The organism is uncultured Phenylobacterium sp., assembly GCF_902826855.1.
Classification (GTDB): domain Bacteria; phylum Pseudomonadota; class Alphaproteobacteria; order Caulobacterales; family Caulobacteraceae; genus Phenylobacterium.
The window spans coordinates 1-13,736 of record NZ_CADEGK010000126.1 but is presented as its reverse complement, the minus strand read 5'-3'; the positions used below and the strand labels follow the sequence as shown (position 1 = coordinate 13,736).

The following is a 13,736-nucleotide window of genomic DNA, read 5'->3' as shown; positions in this document are numbered from 1 at the left end:
GGCTCAATGTTCGCTCGCGCCTATGGGGCGCAGGCGACAGGGGTGCTGCTGAACCTGAACGCAATCGTCCCTGCGTTCCGCAACGCCGGCTCGGTGGGCGCCGAGACGAACGGCGGCCTGCACGACGCCCGCGCCATCGTCGACCTCTCCGGACGCCTGGCGCTGGTGGAGAACTCGGGGTCGATCGTCGCCCAGGTCAATCCGGTGACTGGAGTCGCCCAGACCGGCAGGGCGGTCGCCATCGACCTGAGCGCCAACGGAACCGGAGCCGTCGTGCGCCAGGCGAAGGTCAACACGGCCGACGCACCGAAGATCACAGGCGACGTGCTGCTCGGCGCGGGCAATGACCGCCTGGAACTGTTAGCCGGGAGCCTCGTGGGGACCATGAGCTTCGGCGCCGGTGCGGACACGCTGGTGCTCGACGGCGGCGCCACTGCGGCGGGCCGCATTGTCGATGCCGACGGCCAGCTTGCCCTCGACGTGCGCAACGGCCTGCTGTCGCTGGCCAATACGGAAGCCGTGAGCGTCTCGTCGCTCAACGTCGGCTCCAAGGGTGTCCTGGCCGTCAGCATCGATCCGGCGGTGACCGCGACCCGCCTCAACGTCTCTGGCGCCGCGACCGTGGCGACCGGCGCCCAGGTGGCGGTGACCCTGACGGGCCTCTCGCGTGTGGCGAAATCGTTCCAGGTGGTGCAGGCCGGCAGCCTGACAGTGGGTGGGGCCGGAGCGGCCCTGGCCGGCGCGCCGTTCCTCTACCAGGCCAACCTGCGCGCTGATCTGGCGGCCGGCGCGCTCTTCGTGGACTTGCGGCCGAAGACGACGAGCGAGCTGGGGCTGAACCGGTCAGGCAGCCAAGCCTATGGGGCGGTGTTCGAGGCGCTGGACAAGGACGAGGCCATCGAGGCCGCGTTCCTCAGCCAGACCACGCGGGCGGGCTTTCAGGACCTCTATGACCAGATGCTGCCGGACCACTCCGGCGGGACGCTGATGTCGGCCGCCGCGCTTTCGGCGGCTGTGTCGCAGGCTGCGGCCGAGCCGCTGACCATCGACGGCGACGCGTCCACCGGTCTGTGGGCCCAGGAGGTGGTGTTCGACCTGCGCCAGGACAGGACCAACGCCATGGGCTTCAAAAGCCGCGGCTTCGGGTTCGCGGCCGGCATGGACCTGCAGGGCGAGACCACGGCCGTCGGGGCGAACGTCAGCTTCGTCACCACCGACATCAAGGACCGCGGCGGTGCGGCCGACGAGCAGGTGAGCATGAACCTCGTCGGGACCGGTCTCTACTGGCGGCTCGACGGCGGCCCGCTGCAGGCCGCGGTGCGCGGTGGGATCGGGTACGCTTTCCTCAAGGGTGACCGCCGGCTGTTGAGCGATGCCGTGAACCTGCGCGCCAAGGCGGACTGGAACGCATGGATGGCCGACGCCTACGCCGGCGTCTCGTACGCGTGGCAGGCGGGCGCCTTCTATGCCCGGCCGGAGCTGTCGGCCAGCTACACGCGGCTGGCGGAGGACGGCTATCGCGAGGAGGGCGGCGGGCCCGGCTTCGACCTCATCGTGGACAAGCGCACGGGCGATCTGCTGACCGGCCAGGCGCTGGTCGCCCTCGGCTGGCGGTTCGGCGACGCGGTCTGGTGGGCGCCGGAGGTGAAGGCGGGCTACCGGGCCAAACTGGCCGGCAAGCCCGGCGCGACTACGGCGCACTTCGACGGCGGCGCCGATTTCACCCTCGATCCGGAGAACGTCTTCAAAGGCGGCGCCATCCTCCGCGCCGGCTTCCGCGGAGGGGTGGCCCGGGCGCTTTATTCGGTGAACGCCGGCGGCACGTTCGACGGCGACTACCAGGAATACGACGTGCGCGCCGCGCTGCGGATACAGTTCTAAGGCCGCGCCTCGCGACGGGATGGTTTGCGGCCGGCGCGGTTTTTGCCTAGAACCCGCGTCGGTCGTTCGTCCGGTCCCGGGCGTGGACAGGCCGCGCCTGGGAGTCCGAGACGCGTTGTTTGACCTGAAGCGGATACTCAAGGGACGCGGAAAGCGCGCCGCCGCCGAAGCCGGCATCGTGGCCGCCGCCGCGCTGAGCGCCTTTGCTGTGGCGCACGCTTCGTTGATCGAGGCTCCTCAGGCCGTGCAGCCCCGACAGGTCCGCGCCGTCCTGACCAATGCGCCGGCGAACCAGGCCACGGTCGAGGACTCCTTCCTGATCGCCTTCGTCGAGCCGGCGCCGGGCCACGCCGTAGTCTCGCCCTTCGGCCTGCGCCAGCTGCCCTGGGAGGGCGGCGGGCGGCTGCATGAAGGCGTGGACATTTCCGCGGACAGTGACGCCCAGGTGCTCGTCTCCGCCGACGGCGAAGTGGTCGCGGCTGGCGAGAAGGGCGGCTACGGGCGCTATGTGGCCGTGCGCCATGCGGTGGGACTAACGACCATCTACGCCCATCTCGGCGCGATCCAAGCCGGGGTGAAGCCTGGGCTGAGAGTTACCGCCGGTCAGCTCATCGGCCAGATTGGCTCCACCGGCACGTCGACCGGCCCGCACCTGCACTTCGAGATCCGCGACGCCGCCGACCGCCCGCTGGATCCGGCCATGTTCCTGGGCAAGGCGTTCGCCGAGACCGGCGACCTGCCACTGGACAAGGCCAAACGCTATTCCGGCCGCGTGCGCATCGCCTATGTCAGCCGCATCCCGGCCAGCAAGCAGGCGCTTATGGACGCAAAGGCCGGCAAGTCCATCGTCGTCGGCCGTCGCCGGACCACGGAGGCCGAAGACATGGCCGCCGCCGAGCGGAACCTTGCCGGCCAGGCCCGAGACGCGGCCAAGAGCGAGCAGATCGACGGTCTTAAGGGCCTCTCCATCGGCCCCGACGGCCGTCCCCGCGCGCAGCTCTCTCTATAGGTCCGCGCCCCGGCGCCTCTCCCGCTCCCGCCCGCGGCGGGAAAGGAAGGACCTCGACGGCGTCGCGGCGATCTCCCATATCCCTCGCAACGGGAGCGCCATCGCATGAAGTACAACCAGCTGGGCCGCACGGGCCTCTACGTGTCCGAGATCTGCCTTGGGACCATGACCTTCGGCGGCAACGAGGACGCCGGAATGTGGAAGGCGATCGGGTCGCTGCCGCAGGGCGACGTGGATGCGATCATGCGCCGTTCGGTCGACGCCGGGGTGAACTTTTTCGACACCGCCGACGTGTATTCGTTCGGCGAATCCGAGCGGCGGCTGGGGCAGTCGATCAAGAACCTGGGCCTGGCCCGCAAGGACGTGGTGCTGGCCACCAAGGTCTTCGGCCAGATGGGTCCGGGGCCGAACGACCGCGGCGCCTCGCGCGGCCACATCATGGACGCGGTGTCGGGCAGCCTCGAGCGCCTGCAGACCGACCACATCGACCTCTATCAGATCCACGGCAACGACACGGTCACGCCCATCGACGAGACGCTGCGGGCGCTGGACGACCTGGTGCGCCAGGGCATGGTCCGCTACGTGGGGGTCTCCAACTGGGCGGCCTGGAAGATCGCCAAGGCGCTGGGTTTGGCAGAGGCTAAGAACTACGCTCGGTTCGAGACCCTCCAGGCCTACTACACCATCGCGGGGCGCGATCTGGAGCGCGAGCTGGTTCCGATGCTCACGTCCGAGCAACTGGGCCTGATGGTCTGGTCGCCGCTGGCCGGCGGACTGCTCTCCGGCAAGTTCGGGCCCGGCTCCAACAACCCCACCGACGCGCGGCGCACCAACTTCGATTTCCCGCCGGTGGAGAAGGACCGTGCCTGGGCCTGCGTCGAGGTGATGCGCGAGGTGGGCGAGGCGCACGGCGTGTCGGTGGCGCAGGTGGCGCTGGCCTGGCTTCTGGCCAAGCCGCATGTGATGAGCGTCATCATCGGCGCAAAGACCACCGAGCAGCTGGACGACAACCTGGCGTCGGTCGACCTCGCCCTGACACCCGAGGAGATGCGGCGGCTGGACGAGGTTAGCGAACTGCCCAGCGAATACCCCGGCTGGATGCTCGGCCGCCAAGGTGGCAGTCGCGCTCCCGCGCCGTTCAAGAAGGCCTGACCTTGGCGCGCATCGCCTATCGTGGCGAGCGGGTCGATATCGGCGGGCGCAGCCTGCGTGTCGTCCGCGCCGGACCGGAGAGTGCGGACCGCAAAGGCCCGCTGGTGGTCTGCGAGCACGGCGCCTTCGGCTGCGCGACCGATTGGTCGGTGGTGCAGGACAAGCTGGCTGCGAAGGGCCTGGGCAGCCTCGCCTACGACCGCGCCGGCATCGGCCACTCCGACGCGGGGCCCGAGCCGCGCGATGGCCGTGCGATCAACGACGACCTGGAGGCCCTGCTGGCGGCGCTAGGCGAGGATGGACCGATCGTGCTCGTCGGCCACTCCATGGGCGGGCTGATGGTTCGCCTCTTTGCGCTGGAGCGGACCCGGCCGGTGACGGGCTTGGTGTTCGTCGATGCGGTGACGCCCGAGGTGCTGGCCCTGCCGGGCGGCGCGCCGGCCATCGGCGCCTTCGGCGCCCTGCTGCACGCGGTCAGCCACGGGGCCCGGCTGGGGCTTATGGCTCCGGTGTCGTTCCTCACCGGCAACCTGATCGGATTGCCGAAGGAGGCGGCCACCGAGAAGCGCCGCATCCACGCCTCCGCCCCCCACGCGCGCGGAGCGGCGGCGGAGGTGGTGGCCTGGCCGGCGACCTCGAAGCTGGCGGGGGCCGCCGAACTGCCGGCCGACCTGCCGGTCGCGGTGGTCACCGCCGGCCCGCCTGCCGCGCGCGGTCCGATCAAGGCGCTCCAGGAGAACGCCGCGAAGGCCGCGCGCCACGGCTTCATCGAACACGTCCCTCAGTCGACACACGCCAACCTGCTGGGCCCCCGCTTCGCCGACGCGATCCTGCGCGGCGTGGACCACGTGCTGGCGGCGCCTTAGGCCGGCTCGCGCGCGATCAGGCCGGCGGCGGCGCGCAGACGCGCGCCGACCAGCGACGTGATCGCGACAGGCGGTGTGCCTCCTTCGCCGGAGCCGCTCGCCCATTCGATGGTCGGGGCCCCGCGGCGGTTCGGACGGACGACGAGCCCTGCGGTCTGCGAGGTCACGGCGAAACGCCCGTCCCAGACGATCTCCTGTCCGCCCGGAAGGTCGAGTGGCCGCAATCCGCCCCGCGCGGCTTCGCCGGCCTCGCGCGCGATGCGTACAAGCTCGCCGTCGGCCTCGATCCTGGCGCCGGCCAGAGTGGAGACGAACCTGTCCGGACCTGCGATCGCCTCGGCGGCGCGAGCGATCCGCGGGCCGGCCGGTCGTCGGTCGCCGCCGCCGGCGCAGACACAGGCCAGGGCCACGAAGCGGGAGACGTCCTGCGGCGCGGCGGTGCGAAGGCGGTCGCGGGCGATGATGACCACGCCGGACTGCTCGGAGGCCTCGGCGGCCAGGGCCAGCGGCGCAGCCGATGCGCGGCCAGGCGACCGCGTCCGGGTGAGGCGGGCGCGGCTGCGGGCATAGCGGGGGTCGGCGTTTGCGGGATCCTCGATCCACGTCTCGCCGCGCGCGGCCAGCCAGGCGCGGAGGTCGGCGCGCCGCACGTCCAGCAATGGCCGCAGTAGGAAGACGCCGCGGCCCTGCGGCCAGGCCGGCGAGGGCGCCCACTCGCCGGGGTCCGGCACGGTCGAACCGGCGGCGCGCATCACCGCCGCCTCGCGCCGGTCGTCGGCGGTGTGGCCCATCAGGATCACCCGCGCCCCGGCCTCACGCGCGGCGTCCGCGAGCAGGGCGTGCCGCGCGCGGCGGGCGGCGGCGGGCAGTCCGGTGGAAGGTTTCTCGCCCGCCCAGTGCAAGCTCCGGAAGGGTCGGCTGAGTCGCGCGGCGATCTCGGCGCAGGCCTCCACCCAGGCCTGGCCCTCGGCCTGCAGGCCGTGGTCGACGGTCAGGATGAGGAGTCCGCGACCGGCCTCTTGCGCCCAGGCATCGGTGATCAACGTCAGCGCCAGGGAGTCCCCGCCGCCGGACAGGGCCACGGCGACGGGGCTCGGGTGGTCGTGGAGCAAGCGGTCGTCGAGAGTCCGCCGAACCTCATCCAATGCTTCGCCAGGGCAGGGACTCGCCCGGCCATGACGATCCTGAAGCGGGAGGGTGGCCGTCCCTACGCCGCGCACTTGGCCTGGGTGCGGAGCGCGGTGGCGCGGGCGGCGATGGCGGGCGCGGGTTTGGGGTAGCGGCGGGTAAGCTCGGCCAGGGTCTGGCAGGCGTCGGCGGGCTTCTTGAGCGCCACCAGGGACTTGGAGAGCTCGAGCACGGCCTCGGGGGCCCAGGGCGTCTTCGGCCAGCCGCGAATGGCGGTGATATAGGCGCGCGCCGCCTCGGCGTGGGCGGCGCGGACGGTCAGGGTCTTGCCCCACCAGTAGCTGGCCTCGGGCGCGCGCGGCGCGTCCGGATAGTTGGCGACATAGGCGGCGAAGGCCTGTTCGGCGGCGTCATAGTCGCCGGAGAGCATCAGCTGACGGGCGGCGGCGAAATCCTTGGCCGGATCCCCGGCCGGGGTGGGCGGATCCGCTTCCGTGAGGGGCGGCGGGGCAGCGGCCGCGGCTCTCTGGTCGGCCGCGGTGAGCCGGTCGCTCAGCGCCTGAACCTGGGCCGTAAGCGCTGCATTCTCACGCTTTGCCGCGTCGAGTTCACGGGTCACGCTGTCGATGGACCCATTGATCCTGCGAAGCGAGCCTTCAAGGTCGCCGATCCTGCGGCTGAGCTCGTCCATCCGCGCATCGGTGTCGGCCGGCTGGACCACGACGGGCTTCCCCGTGTCGCGCAGCTGAAAGACGATGGCCCGCAATTCGCGAACCACCTTCTCCATGCGTTCGACGCGCCTGGCGTCGCGGCTGTCGAGCGGGTCCTCCATCGGGGTCTGCGACACGGCCGGGCTGGCGGTCGCGAGGACCGCCAGCGTCACCAACGCTAGGACACGACGACCCGTACGCATCGGATACTAGCGCGCGCCCGAGACGATGGCTGTCCGGGCGTTGCGGTTCATCTGCCAGCTCTCCTCGCCGCTGCCCGGATCGACTGGCTGCTCCTTGCCGAACGAGATGGTGCCGATGCGGTCGGCGGTGACGCCGCGCCCGACCAGATAGTCGCGCACCGAGTTGGCGCGCCGGGCGCCGAGGGAGAGATTGTATTCCCGCGTACCCCGCTCGTCGGCGTTGCCTTCGATGCGGACCTGCACCGAGCCGTACCGCCGCAGCCAGCCCGCCTGGGCGTCCAGCAGCGGCTGGGCGTCGGCGCGGATCTCGTAGCTGTCGGTGTCGAAATAGACCCGGTCGCCCACGTTGACGACGAAGTCCTGGGCGGAGCCGGGGAGCGCGCCGGTCTGCGTCTGGCCAACCGGGCCCTGCTCCGGCGGCAGTTCGGTGCGCGGCGTCGTCTGGCCCGCCGGCGGCGCGGTGGTTGCGAAGGCCGGCTTGGCCTTTTTAGCGCATCCGGCGAAGGATGCGGCGGCGAGGCCCACGAGGACCAGGCGGAACACGGTGGAACTGTTCACGCTACGAACCATCGGGGTCTCCTTGGAGAAAGGTTGCGAATCACTAGCGACGTTATCAGGCCGGAATGGGGCGCGAGACTAGTTGAGCAGAGGCGACCAAGCTGGGTCCGATCCGGCGCCAGGATAGGGCATAGGCTGAAGGATTCGACCCAGGACATCCACACTCCATAACTTGGGCGGACCCCCGGGGGTTTCACGCGAGAACATAAGAACACGTCCATTGGGCGCCCAGGTGGGCCCCTCGTCCAGGTAACTTGTGGTCAGGAGACGTTCGTCCGTGCCGTCCGGACGCATGATGCCGATGTGGAACTGGCCCCCGGTCTGCTTGGTGAAGGCGATGAATTCGCCGGTCGGGCTCCAGACCGGCGTGGTGTAGAGGCCGCCGCCGCCGGAGACCCGCCGCGCCCCGGAGCCGTCCGCGCCCATGATGTAGAGCTGCGGCTGGCCGGAGCGGTCGGAGGTGAACACGATCCGCGAGCCGTCCGGCGAGAACGACGGGGAGGTGTCGATCGAAGGGTCGGAAGTCAGCCGCGTGGAGCTGCGGCTGGAGAGGTTCATCACGAAGATGTCACTGTTTCCGCCGCGCTCGACCGAGAAGGCGACCTTGCCGCCGTCTGGCGAGAAGCGGGGCGCGAACACCTGGCCCGGAAAGGCTCCCAGGCTCTCCCGGCGGCCGGTTTCCAGGTTGAACAGGTAGATCGCCGAGGAGTCCTGACGCAGCGCCATGTAGGTGATCTCCTGGCTGGTCGAAGAGAACCTGGGGGTCAGCACGATGCCGTCGCCGGGCGTCTGCAGGTAGCTCGGATTGGCGCCGTCCTGGTCCATGATCGCCAGGCGCTTGACGACCTTGCCGCGCGCGCCGCTCTCGGCGACGAACACCACCCGGGTGTCGAAGTACCCCTTCTCGCCTGTCAGCCGCGTGTAGACCGCGTCGGAGATCTTGTGCGCCACCCGCCGCCAGTTCTCCGGGCTGGAGGTGAACTGCAGGCCCAGGAGCTGTTGGCCCTGGAAGACGTCCCAGAGGCGGAAATCCACCCGCAGCTGTCCGCCCTGGACGGTGACCGTGCCGTTGACCAGGGCCTGGGCGTTGATCTGCTTCCAGCTGTCGAACCGCGGCTGGACGGCGGCGGTCAGGTCGCGCTCCACAAAGCTGGCGGGATCCAGTGGCCGGAACAGGCCGGAGCGCTGCAGGTTGGCGGAGATCACCTGGGCGATGTCGGCGCCCTGCTGGCCGCCGAAGGCCGGCACGGCGATGGGCAACGGCTGGGCGTCGCCGCGGTTGATGTTGACCTCGATCTCCGCGTGGGCGGGCCGCGTCAGGGCCAGGGCGGTGATCGCGCACAGCAGGGCGAACAGCAGTCGGGGCAGGTGAAGGCTCCGGACTTGGGTCATCGGGCGCAGGCCTCTCGGGCGTTGAAATTGACGGCGATGCGGTCGCCATAGAACTCGCGCGGCAGGCCGCGGAACGGGGCGGCGGCGTAGACGGCGCGCACGGCGCGGTCGGCGCTGGCCTGGGCGACGGGGGTGCGCGCGCCCTGGATCTGCGGGACCACGTCGCCAACCACCTGGCCTCCCGCGCCGAGCTGGAAGGCGACCTTGACCATGACGTCTCGGCCGCCCTCGACGTCGCAGTTCGGGTTCCAGCGCTTCTGCAGCTCATCTGCCAGGCCTTCCAGCGCGGCGCCGGCGGCGAGGCCAGAGCCCACCGTCTGGCGCGCGACCGGCGCGGTCTCGGCGCGGCTGGGGCCTTTCTGGGCCGAGGACGGACGCTGGGTGTTGCGGGCCGGCTTGGTCAGGCTGGCGTAGAGGTTGTCGAGGTCCAGTGACTTTTCGGCCGGCTTGGTCGGGGCCTTCGCCGCAGGCTTCGCCGGCAGCGGCGCAGGCGCCTTCTCGGCGGGCTTGGAGGTCTTGGTCGGCGGTGTCGGCGCGGGCGCGGGCGGCGGCGGGACCGGCTCCGGCGGGGCTTCCAACGCCGGCTCCTCCGTCATCGCGGTCTGGGTTTCCGGCGCCTGTTCGGCGGGGCGGGTGTCGCGGTCCGGGGCGCTGGAGACGATCGTCACAGGCACCACCGAGCCCACCTTCAGGTCGCGGCTGCCCCAGGAGATCATCAGCGCTGCGGCCACCGCGCCGTGCAGGGCGAGGGAGCCGAGGGCGGCCGGGCTGATCTCGACGCGCCGGGCGGCCGCGCGGCTCACGGGGCGGCCTCCTCCCCGCCACCCGACGAGGGGTCGCCGCCGGACGAAGGCCCGCCGGTGTCGGTGATCAGGTTGATGGAGGTGAAGCCGGAGGTGGACAGCGAGGCCATCACCCGGGCGACGATCTCGTAGCTCGCCTTGCCGTCCGCGCGGACATAGATCGGTCGCGTGGTGTCGGTGGCCATGGCCTTCAGGCGTGGCGCCAGGTTGGCGAACGGCAGCGCGTCGTCGCCGATATAGATCGAGGCGTCCGGCCGGATCGAGATGGTGATCGGGTCGGGCACGTCCTGCATGGCCCCGGCCTCGGTCTTCGGCAGCTCGACCGGCACGCCGGCGGTCAGCAGCGGCGCGGAGATCATGAAGATGATCAGCAGCACCAGCATCACGTCCACCAGCGGCGTGACGTTGATCTCGCTGAGCGCGCCGCGGCGGCGGCCACGGCCCCGGCGGCGGCCGCCACCGCCCGCGGAGAAGGCGTCGTGAGCAGAGAGCGCCATGCTGTCTAAGCCCGCTCGGAAAGACGGCGCTGGATGGCCGTGGCGAGGTCGTCGGCGAAGCCCTCCAGGCGCCCCGAGAAGCGGCCGGCGGCCGTCGAGAAGGCGTTGTAGGCAATGTAGGCCGGGATCGCGGCGACCAGGCCGATGGCGGTGGCGAACAGGGCCTCGGCGATCGAGGGGGCCACGATCGCCAGCGAGGTGTTCTTCTGGATGGCGATGGCCTGGAAGGAGCCCATGATCCCCCAGACGGTGCCGAACAGCCCGACGAAGGGCGAGGCGGTGGCGACGATGGCGAGGCCGCCCAGACCCGTCTCAACCCGCGCGCTCTCGCGGGCGATGATGGTGTCCAGGGTGCGGTCGATGCGCTGGACCAGGAACGCCAGCTGGCCCTCGGTGGCCTGGCCCTTGGCGCGGGCCTCGCGCCACTCCTTGAGCGCCGCTTGCAGCATGCGCGGCAGGGCGTGGGTGGGATGCTCGCCGGCGTCGGCGGCGACCTCCTCCAGGCTGCGACCGGAGGCGATGGCGTCTTCGAACCTGTTGGCCTGGCTGTTCAGCGTGCTGAACCGGAAGAGCTTGTCGAGGATGATGCTCCACGACCACAGGGACGCGGCCGCCAGGCCGATCATCACCAGCTTCACCACCCAGTCGGCGCGCACGAAAATGGTGATGAGGTCGAAGCTCTCCGGGGTGAGGGCGGCGGCCGGGTTCATCGCATCTCCTTAGGCGTCGGACCGTAGCTGGGGGCGGTCGGTGGCGATCTTATGGCGTGGCGGGATCGGGCGCGAACAGCGGCCCGAGCCGCTCGATCATCACTTTGGGTGGGCGGATGGCGCGGCCCTTCAAATCGATGCACACGGCGCTGACCTGGGCTTGGGCGATCAGGTCCTCGCCGCGGGTGATGGCCTGGCTGACATTCAGGCGCGCCCCGGTGACGCGGTCGAAGGTGGTGCGGACAAGGAGGGCGTCGTCGATGCGGGCTGCGCGTTTGAAGTCGAGCTCGATGCGGATGATGCTGAAGGCGGTGGGCTCGGGCAGGGCGAGAAAATCGGTGTGGCTGATCCCCGCCAACCGGAAGAAGTCGCTCCGTCCGCGCTCGAAATAGCGCAGGTAGTTGGCGTGGTAGACGACGCCCGTAAAGTCGGTGTCCTCGTAATAGATACGCACCGGCAGCCTGTGTTCGCGGCCCTCCAGCCAGCCCGCGGACGGATCTCGCGCCTCCGGGCTCATTCGAACAGGTCCGGGGACGACGGTTGGCCAGCGCTCTTGGGCGCGATCAGGCCAAGGTGGGCGTACGCCTTGGCGCAGGCCATGCGGCCGCGCGGCGTGCGCTGGATGAAGCCCTGCTGCAGGAGGAACGGCTCGATGACGTCTTCGACCGCGTCGCGGGCTTCGGCGATCGCATAGGCCAGCGTCTCCACCCCGGCCGGGCCCCCGGCGTAGTTCTCGATCAGGGCGCGCAGGTAGCGGCGGTCGAGCGCGTCGAGACCCATCTCGTCCACGTCCAGCCGGGCGAGCGCGCTGGCCGCCGCCTTGCGGTCGATCAGCTTGGCGCCGTCGGCGGCGGCGAAGTCGCGTACGCGGCGCAGCAGGCGGCCGGCCACGCGCGGCGTACCGCGCGCGCGGGTGGCGATCTCGGCGGCCCCTTCGGCGGCCAGCGGCGTCCCCATCTTCACCGCCGCGGCCATCAGCACCTGCTCCAGTTCCGCATGGCTGTAGAACTCCAGCCGGATCGGGATGCCGAACCGGTCGCGCAGCGGCGTGGCCAGAAGTCCAGCGCGGGTCGTCGCAGCCACGAGCGTGAAGGGCGCCAGGTCGATGCGGATCGAGCGCGCCGAGGGGCCCTCGCCGATCATCAGGTCCAGGACGTGGTCCTCCATGGCCGGATAGAGGATCTCCTCCACATTCGCCGCCAGCCGGTGGATCTCGTCGATGAACAGGACGTCGTTAGGCTCCAGGTTGGTCAGGATGGCGGCCAGGTCGCCCGCCTTGGCCAGCACCGGCCCGGACGTGGCGCGGAAATTCACCCCCAGCTCGCGGGCGATGATCTGGGCCAGCGTGGTCTTGCCCAGCCCCGGCGGCCCGAACAGCAGCACATGGTCCAGCGCCTCGCCCCGGCCGCGCGCGGCGTCGATGAAGACGCTGAGGTTCCCCTTGGCCTGCTGCTGGCCGACGAACTCGGCCAGCGTCTGTGGCCGCAGCGCCTTGTCCGCCGCCTCGAACGGGGCCGGTTGGCCGGACACCAGGCGCGGCTCTTCCTCGCTCATGGTCGCGCGCTCACCGGCCGAGCTCCTGCAGGGCGGCCTTGATGAGGGCGGCGACGTCGGCCTCTTCGCCTAGGCGCGTGGCGACGCCTTCGACGGCGCGGCGGGCGGCGGGTTCGGCGACGCCGAGGCCCAGGAGGGCGGCGACCGCTTCGCCGGTGGCGCTGGGCTTCATCGGCTCTGCGGCTCGCGCGCCGGCGTGGAAGGCCGCCACCGGCCCGTCGGTGATCGGCTTGCCCTTCAACTCGGTGACGATGCGCAGCGCCAGCTTCGGCCCGACGCCGGAGGCGCGGGCGACCGAGGCCGTGTCGGCGCGGGCCACCGCCCCGGCCAGCTCCCCGGGCGGCAGCACGTCCAGCACCGCCAGCGCCGCCTTCGGGCCCACGCCCTGGATGGCGCGCAGGGCCACGAAGGCCGACCGTTCGTCGCGGGTCAGGAAGCCGTAGAGCGTCAGTCCCGTCTGCTCGCCCCAGTGGCTTTCCACGTGGAGCATGGTCTCGCCGCCGATGGCCGGCAGGTGCGACAGCGTGCGGCTGCCGCAGCGCACCACGTAGCCCACGCCCATGACGTCGATCAGCGCCTCCTCCTCGGAGACCTCGGCGACCGCGCCGCGCAGGCGACCGATCATCGGCGGCGGCCCGGAGCGTGGAGGGGGCGAATCAGGTTGCGCATATGTTCGCTAGAGGTACCGCAGGGGGGCGATGGGGGGAATGTCGCGGCGTCGCCGAACGAGCGGTATGACGGCTGGCGGCGAACGCGGGTATGTCATAGCGTCCCCGCCGCTCGAAACCCGCGGAGGCCTTCAAGGAAATGCTGACAGTTCATCACCTGGGAATTTCCCAGTCGGAACGGATCGTGTGGCTCTGCGAGGAGCTGGGCCTCGACTACGAATTCAAGCGCTACGACCGCCGCGCGGACAATCGATTGGCGCCGGACGAGTACAAGGCGCTGCATCCGATGGGCATCGCCCCGGTCATCACCGACGGCGACCTCGTGCTGGGCGAGAGCGGCGCGATCTGCGACTACATCGATGCGAAGTACGGCCAGGGCCGGCTGTCGCCCGGGGTCGACGATCCGGACTTCGCGGACCACCTGTTCTGGTTCCACTGGTCCAACGGGACCTTCATGACCACGCTGATGATGCAGATGGTGCTGACCGGCGCGGGCGGGGACGCCACCACGGGCTTTGTCGGCGACCGCGGCCGGCGTGGCTGGGAGATGGTAGACCTGCATTCCCCAAGTGGCGTGGCGTTTGAGGTGAAGATCGCCTGTATCC

The 13,736-nt window shown here is 70.9% G+C and carries 15 protein-coding genes; 5 read left to right on the top strand and 10 right to left on the bottom strand.

Annotated elements, in window-relative coordinates:
* From QZV94_RS16465 to QZV94_RS16450, 4 genes are all read left to right on the top strand, one after another.
* Window positions 1-1,881, top strand: a 1,881-nt coding sequence (locus QZV94_RS16465; protein WP_293679103.1) for an autotransporter outer membrane beta-barrel domain-containing protein, incomplete at its 5' end; no start/stop codon positions are given.
* A 115-nt stretch (window positions 1,882-1,996) separates the two neighbouring features.
* Window positions 1,997-2,890 (top strand): M23 family metallopeptidase, encoded by an 894-nt coding sequence (locus QZV94_RS16460; RefSeq protein WP_293679101.1) that lies wholly within the window; start codon window positions 1,997-1,999, stop codon window positions 2,888-2,890.
* 105 nt (window positions 2,891-2,995) lie between these two features.
* Entirely contained in the window at window positions 2,996-4,042 is a 1,047-nt protein-coding gene (locus QZV94_RS16455) for an aldo/keto reductase (RefSeq protein ID WP_293679099.1), read from the top strand.
* Between the two features lie 2 nt (window positions 4,043-4,044).
* A complete protein-coding gene (locus QZV94_RS16450; protein ID WP_293679097.1) occupies window positions 4,045-4,908 on the top strand; it encodes an alpha/beta fold hydrolase in 864 nt (287 codons plus the stop codon).
* On the opposite strand, the gene tilS is transcribed toward QZV94_RS16450, so the two are convergent.
* The 10 genes from tilS to ruvA form a co-directional block, all read right to left on the bottom strand.
* A complete protein-coding gene (gene tilS / locus QZV94_RS16445; RefSeq protein ID WP_293679095.1) occupies window positions 4,905-6,020 on the bottom strand; it encodes a tRNA lysidine(34) synthetase TilS in 1,116 nt (371 codons plus the stop codon). The two genes, QZV94_RS16450 and tilS, sit on opposite strands and share 4 nt — an antisense overlap.
* Window positions 6,021-6,115: 95 nt before the next feature.
* Window positions 6,116-6,883 carry a tol-pal system protein YbgF gene (ybgF, locus tag QZV94_RS16440; RefSeq protein ID WP_367254643.1) on the bottom strand — a complete coding sequence of 256 codons (768 nt, stop codon included), beginning with the start codon at window positions 6,881-6,883 and terminating at the stop codon, window positions 6,116-6,118.
* A 72-nt stretch (window positions 6,884-6,955) separates the two neighbouring features.
* A complete protein-coding gene (gene pal, locus QZV94_RS16435) occupies window positions 6,956-7,519 on the bottom strand; it encodes a peptidoglycan-associated lipoprotein Pal (protein ID WP_293679091.1) in 564 nt (187 codons plus the stop codon).
* Between the two features lie 66 nt (window positions 7,520-7,585).
* A complete protein-coding gene (gene tolB, locus QZV94_RS16430) occupies window positions 7,586-8,899 on the bottom strand; it encodes a Tol-Pal system beta propeller repeat protein TolB (RefSeq protein WP_367254640.1) in 1,314 nt (437 codons plus the stop codon).
* Window positions 8,896-9,702 carry an energy transducer TonB gene (locus tag QZV94_RS16425; protein ID WP_293679089.1) on the bottom strand — a complete coding sequence of 269 codons (807 nt, stop codon included), beginning with the start codon at window positions 9,700-9,702 and terminating at the stop codon, window positions 8,896-8,898. The genes tolB and QZV94_RS16425 overlap by 4 nt, the downstream gene beginning before the upstream one ends.
* Window positions 9,699-10,199: an ExbD/TolR family protein gene (locus QZV94_RS16420; protein ID WP_293679087.1), complete on the bottom strand. Its 501-nt coding sequence runs from the start codon at window positions 10,197-10,199 to the stop codon at window positions 9,699-9,701. The genes QZV94_RS16425 and QZV94_RS16420 overlap by 4 nt, the downstream gene beginning before the upstream one ends.
* Before the next feature lie 5 nt (window positions 10,200-10,204).
* Window positions 10,205-10,909, bottom strand: coding sequence for a protein TolQ (gene tolQ / locus QZV94_RS16415; protein ID WP_293679085.1), 705 nt, complete (start codon window positions 10,907-10,909; stop codon window positions 10,205-10,207).
* Window positions 10,910-10,958: 49 nt separating this feature from the next.
* Entirely contained in the window at window positions 10,959-11,426 is a 468-nt protein-coding gene (locus QZV94_RS16410; protein WP_293679083.1) for a YbgC/FadM family acyl-CoA thioesterase, read from the bottom strand.
* On the bottom strand, window positions 11,423-12,463 hold the full coding sequence (ruvB, locus tag QZV94_RS16405; RefSeq protein ID WP_293679082.1) for a Holliday junction branch migration DNA helicase RuvB: 1,041 nt from the start codon (window positions 12,461-12,463) through the stop codon (window positions 11,423-11,425). Before ruvB ends, QZV94_RS16410 begins: the two co-directional genes overlap by 4 nt.
* A 10-nt stretch (window positions 12,464-12,473) precedes the next feature.
* Window positions 12,474-13,088: a Holliday junction branch migration protein RuvA gene (gene ruvA / locus QZV94_RS16400; protein WP_293679081.1), complete on the bottom strand. Its 615-nt coding sequence runs from the start codon at window positions 13,086-13,088 to the stop codon at window positions 12,474-12,476.
* Between the two features lie 182 nt (window positions 13,089-13,270).
* On the opposite strand from ruvA, the gene QZV94_RS16395 reads away from it, so the two are divergent.
* On the top strand, window positions 13,271-13,736 hold a 466-nt coding region (locus QZV94_RS16395), incomplete at its 3' end, for a glutathione S-transferase (RefSeq protein WP_293679080.1).

Excerpts from the sequence above, each read along its gene's own strand:
- tolQ (WP_293679085.1), bottom strand. The coding sequence starts at position 10,909 with ATGAACCCGGCCGCCGCCCTCACCCCGGAGAGCTTCGACCTCATCACC.
- QZV94_RS16420 (WP_293679087.1), bottom strand. The coding sequence starts at position 10,199 with ATGGCGCTCTCTGCTCACGACGCCTTCTCCGCGGGCGGTGGCGGCCGC.
- tolB (WP_367254640.1), bottom strand. The coding sequence starts at position 8,899 with ATGACCCAAGTCCGGAGCCTTCACCTGCCCCGACTGCTGTTCGCCCTG.
- QZV94_RS16410 (WP_293679083.1), bottom strand. The coding sequence starts at position 11,426 with ATGAGCCCGGAGGCGCGAGATCCGTCCGCGGGCTGGCTGGAGGGCCGC.
- QZV94_RS16455 (WP_293679099.1), top strand. The coding sequence starts at position 2,996 with ATGAAGTACAACCAGCTGGGCCGCACGGGCCTCTACGTGTCCGAGATC.
- ruvA (WP_293679081.1), bottom strand. The coding sequence starts at position 13,088 with ATGATCGGTCGCCTGCGCGGCGCGGTCGCCGAGGTCTCCGAGGAGGAG.
- pal (WP_293679091.1), bottom strand. The coding sequence starts at position 7,519 with ATGGTTCGTAGCGTGAACAGTTCCACCGTGTTCCGCCTGGTCCTCGTG.
- ruvB (WP_293679082.1), bottom strand. The coding sequence starts at position 12,463 with ATGAGCGAGGAAGAGCCGCGCCTGGTGTCCGGCCAACCGGCCCCGTTC.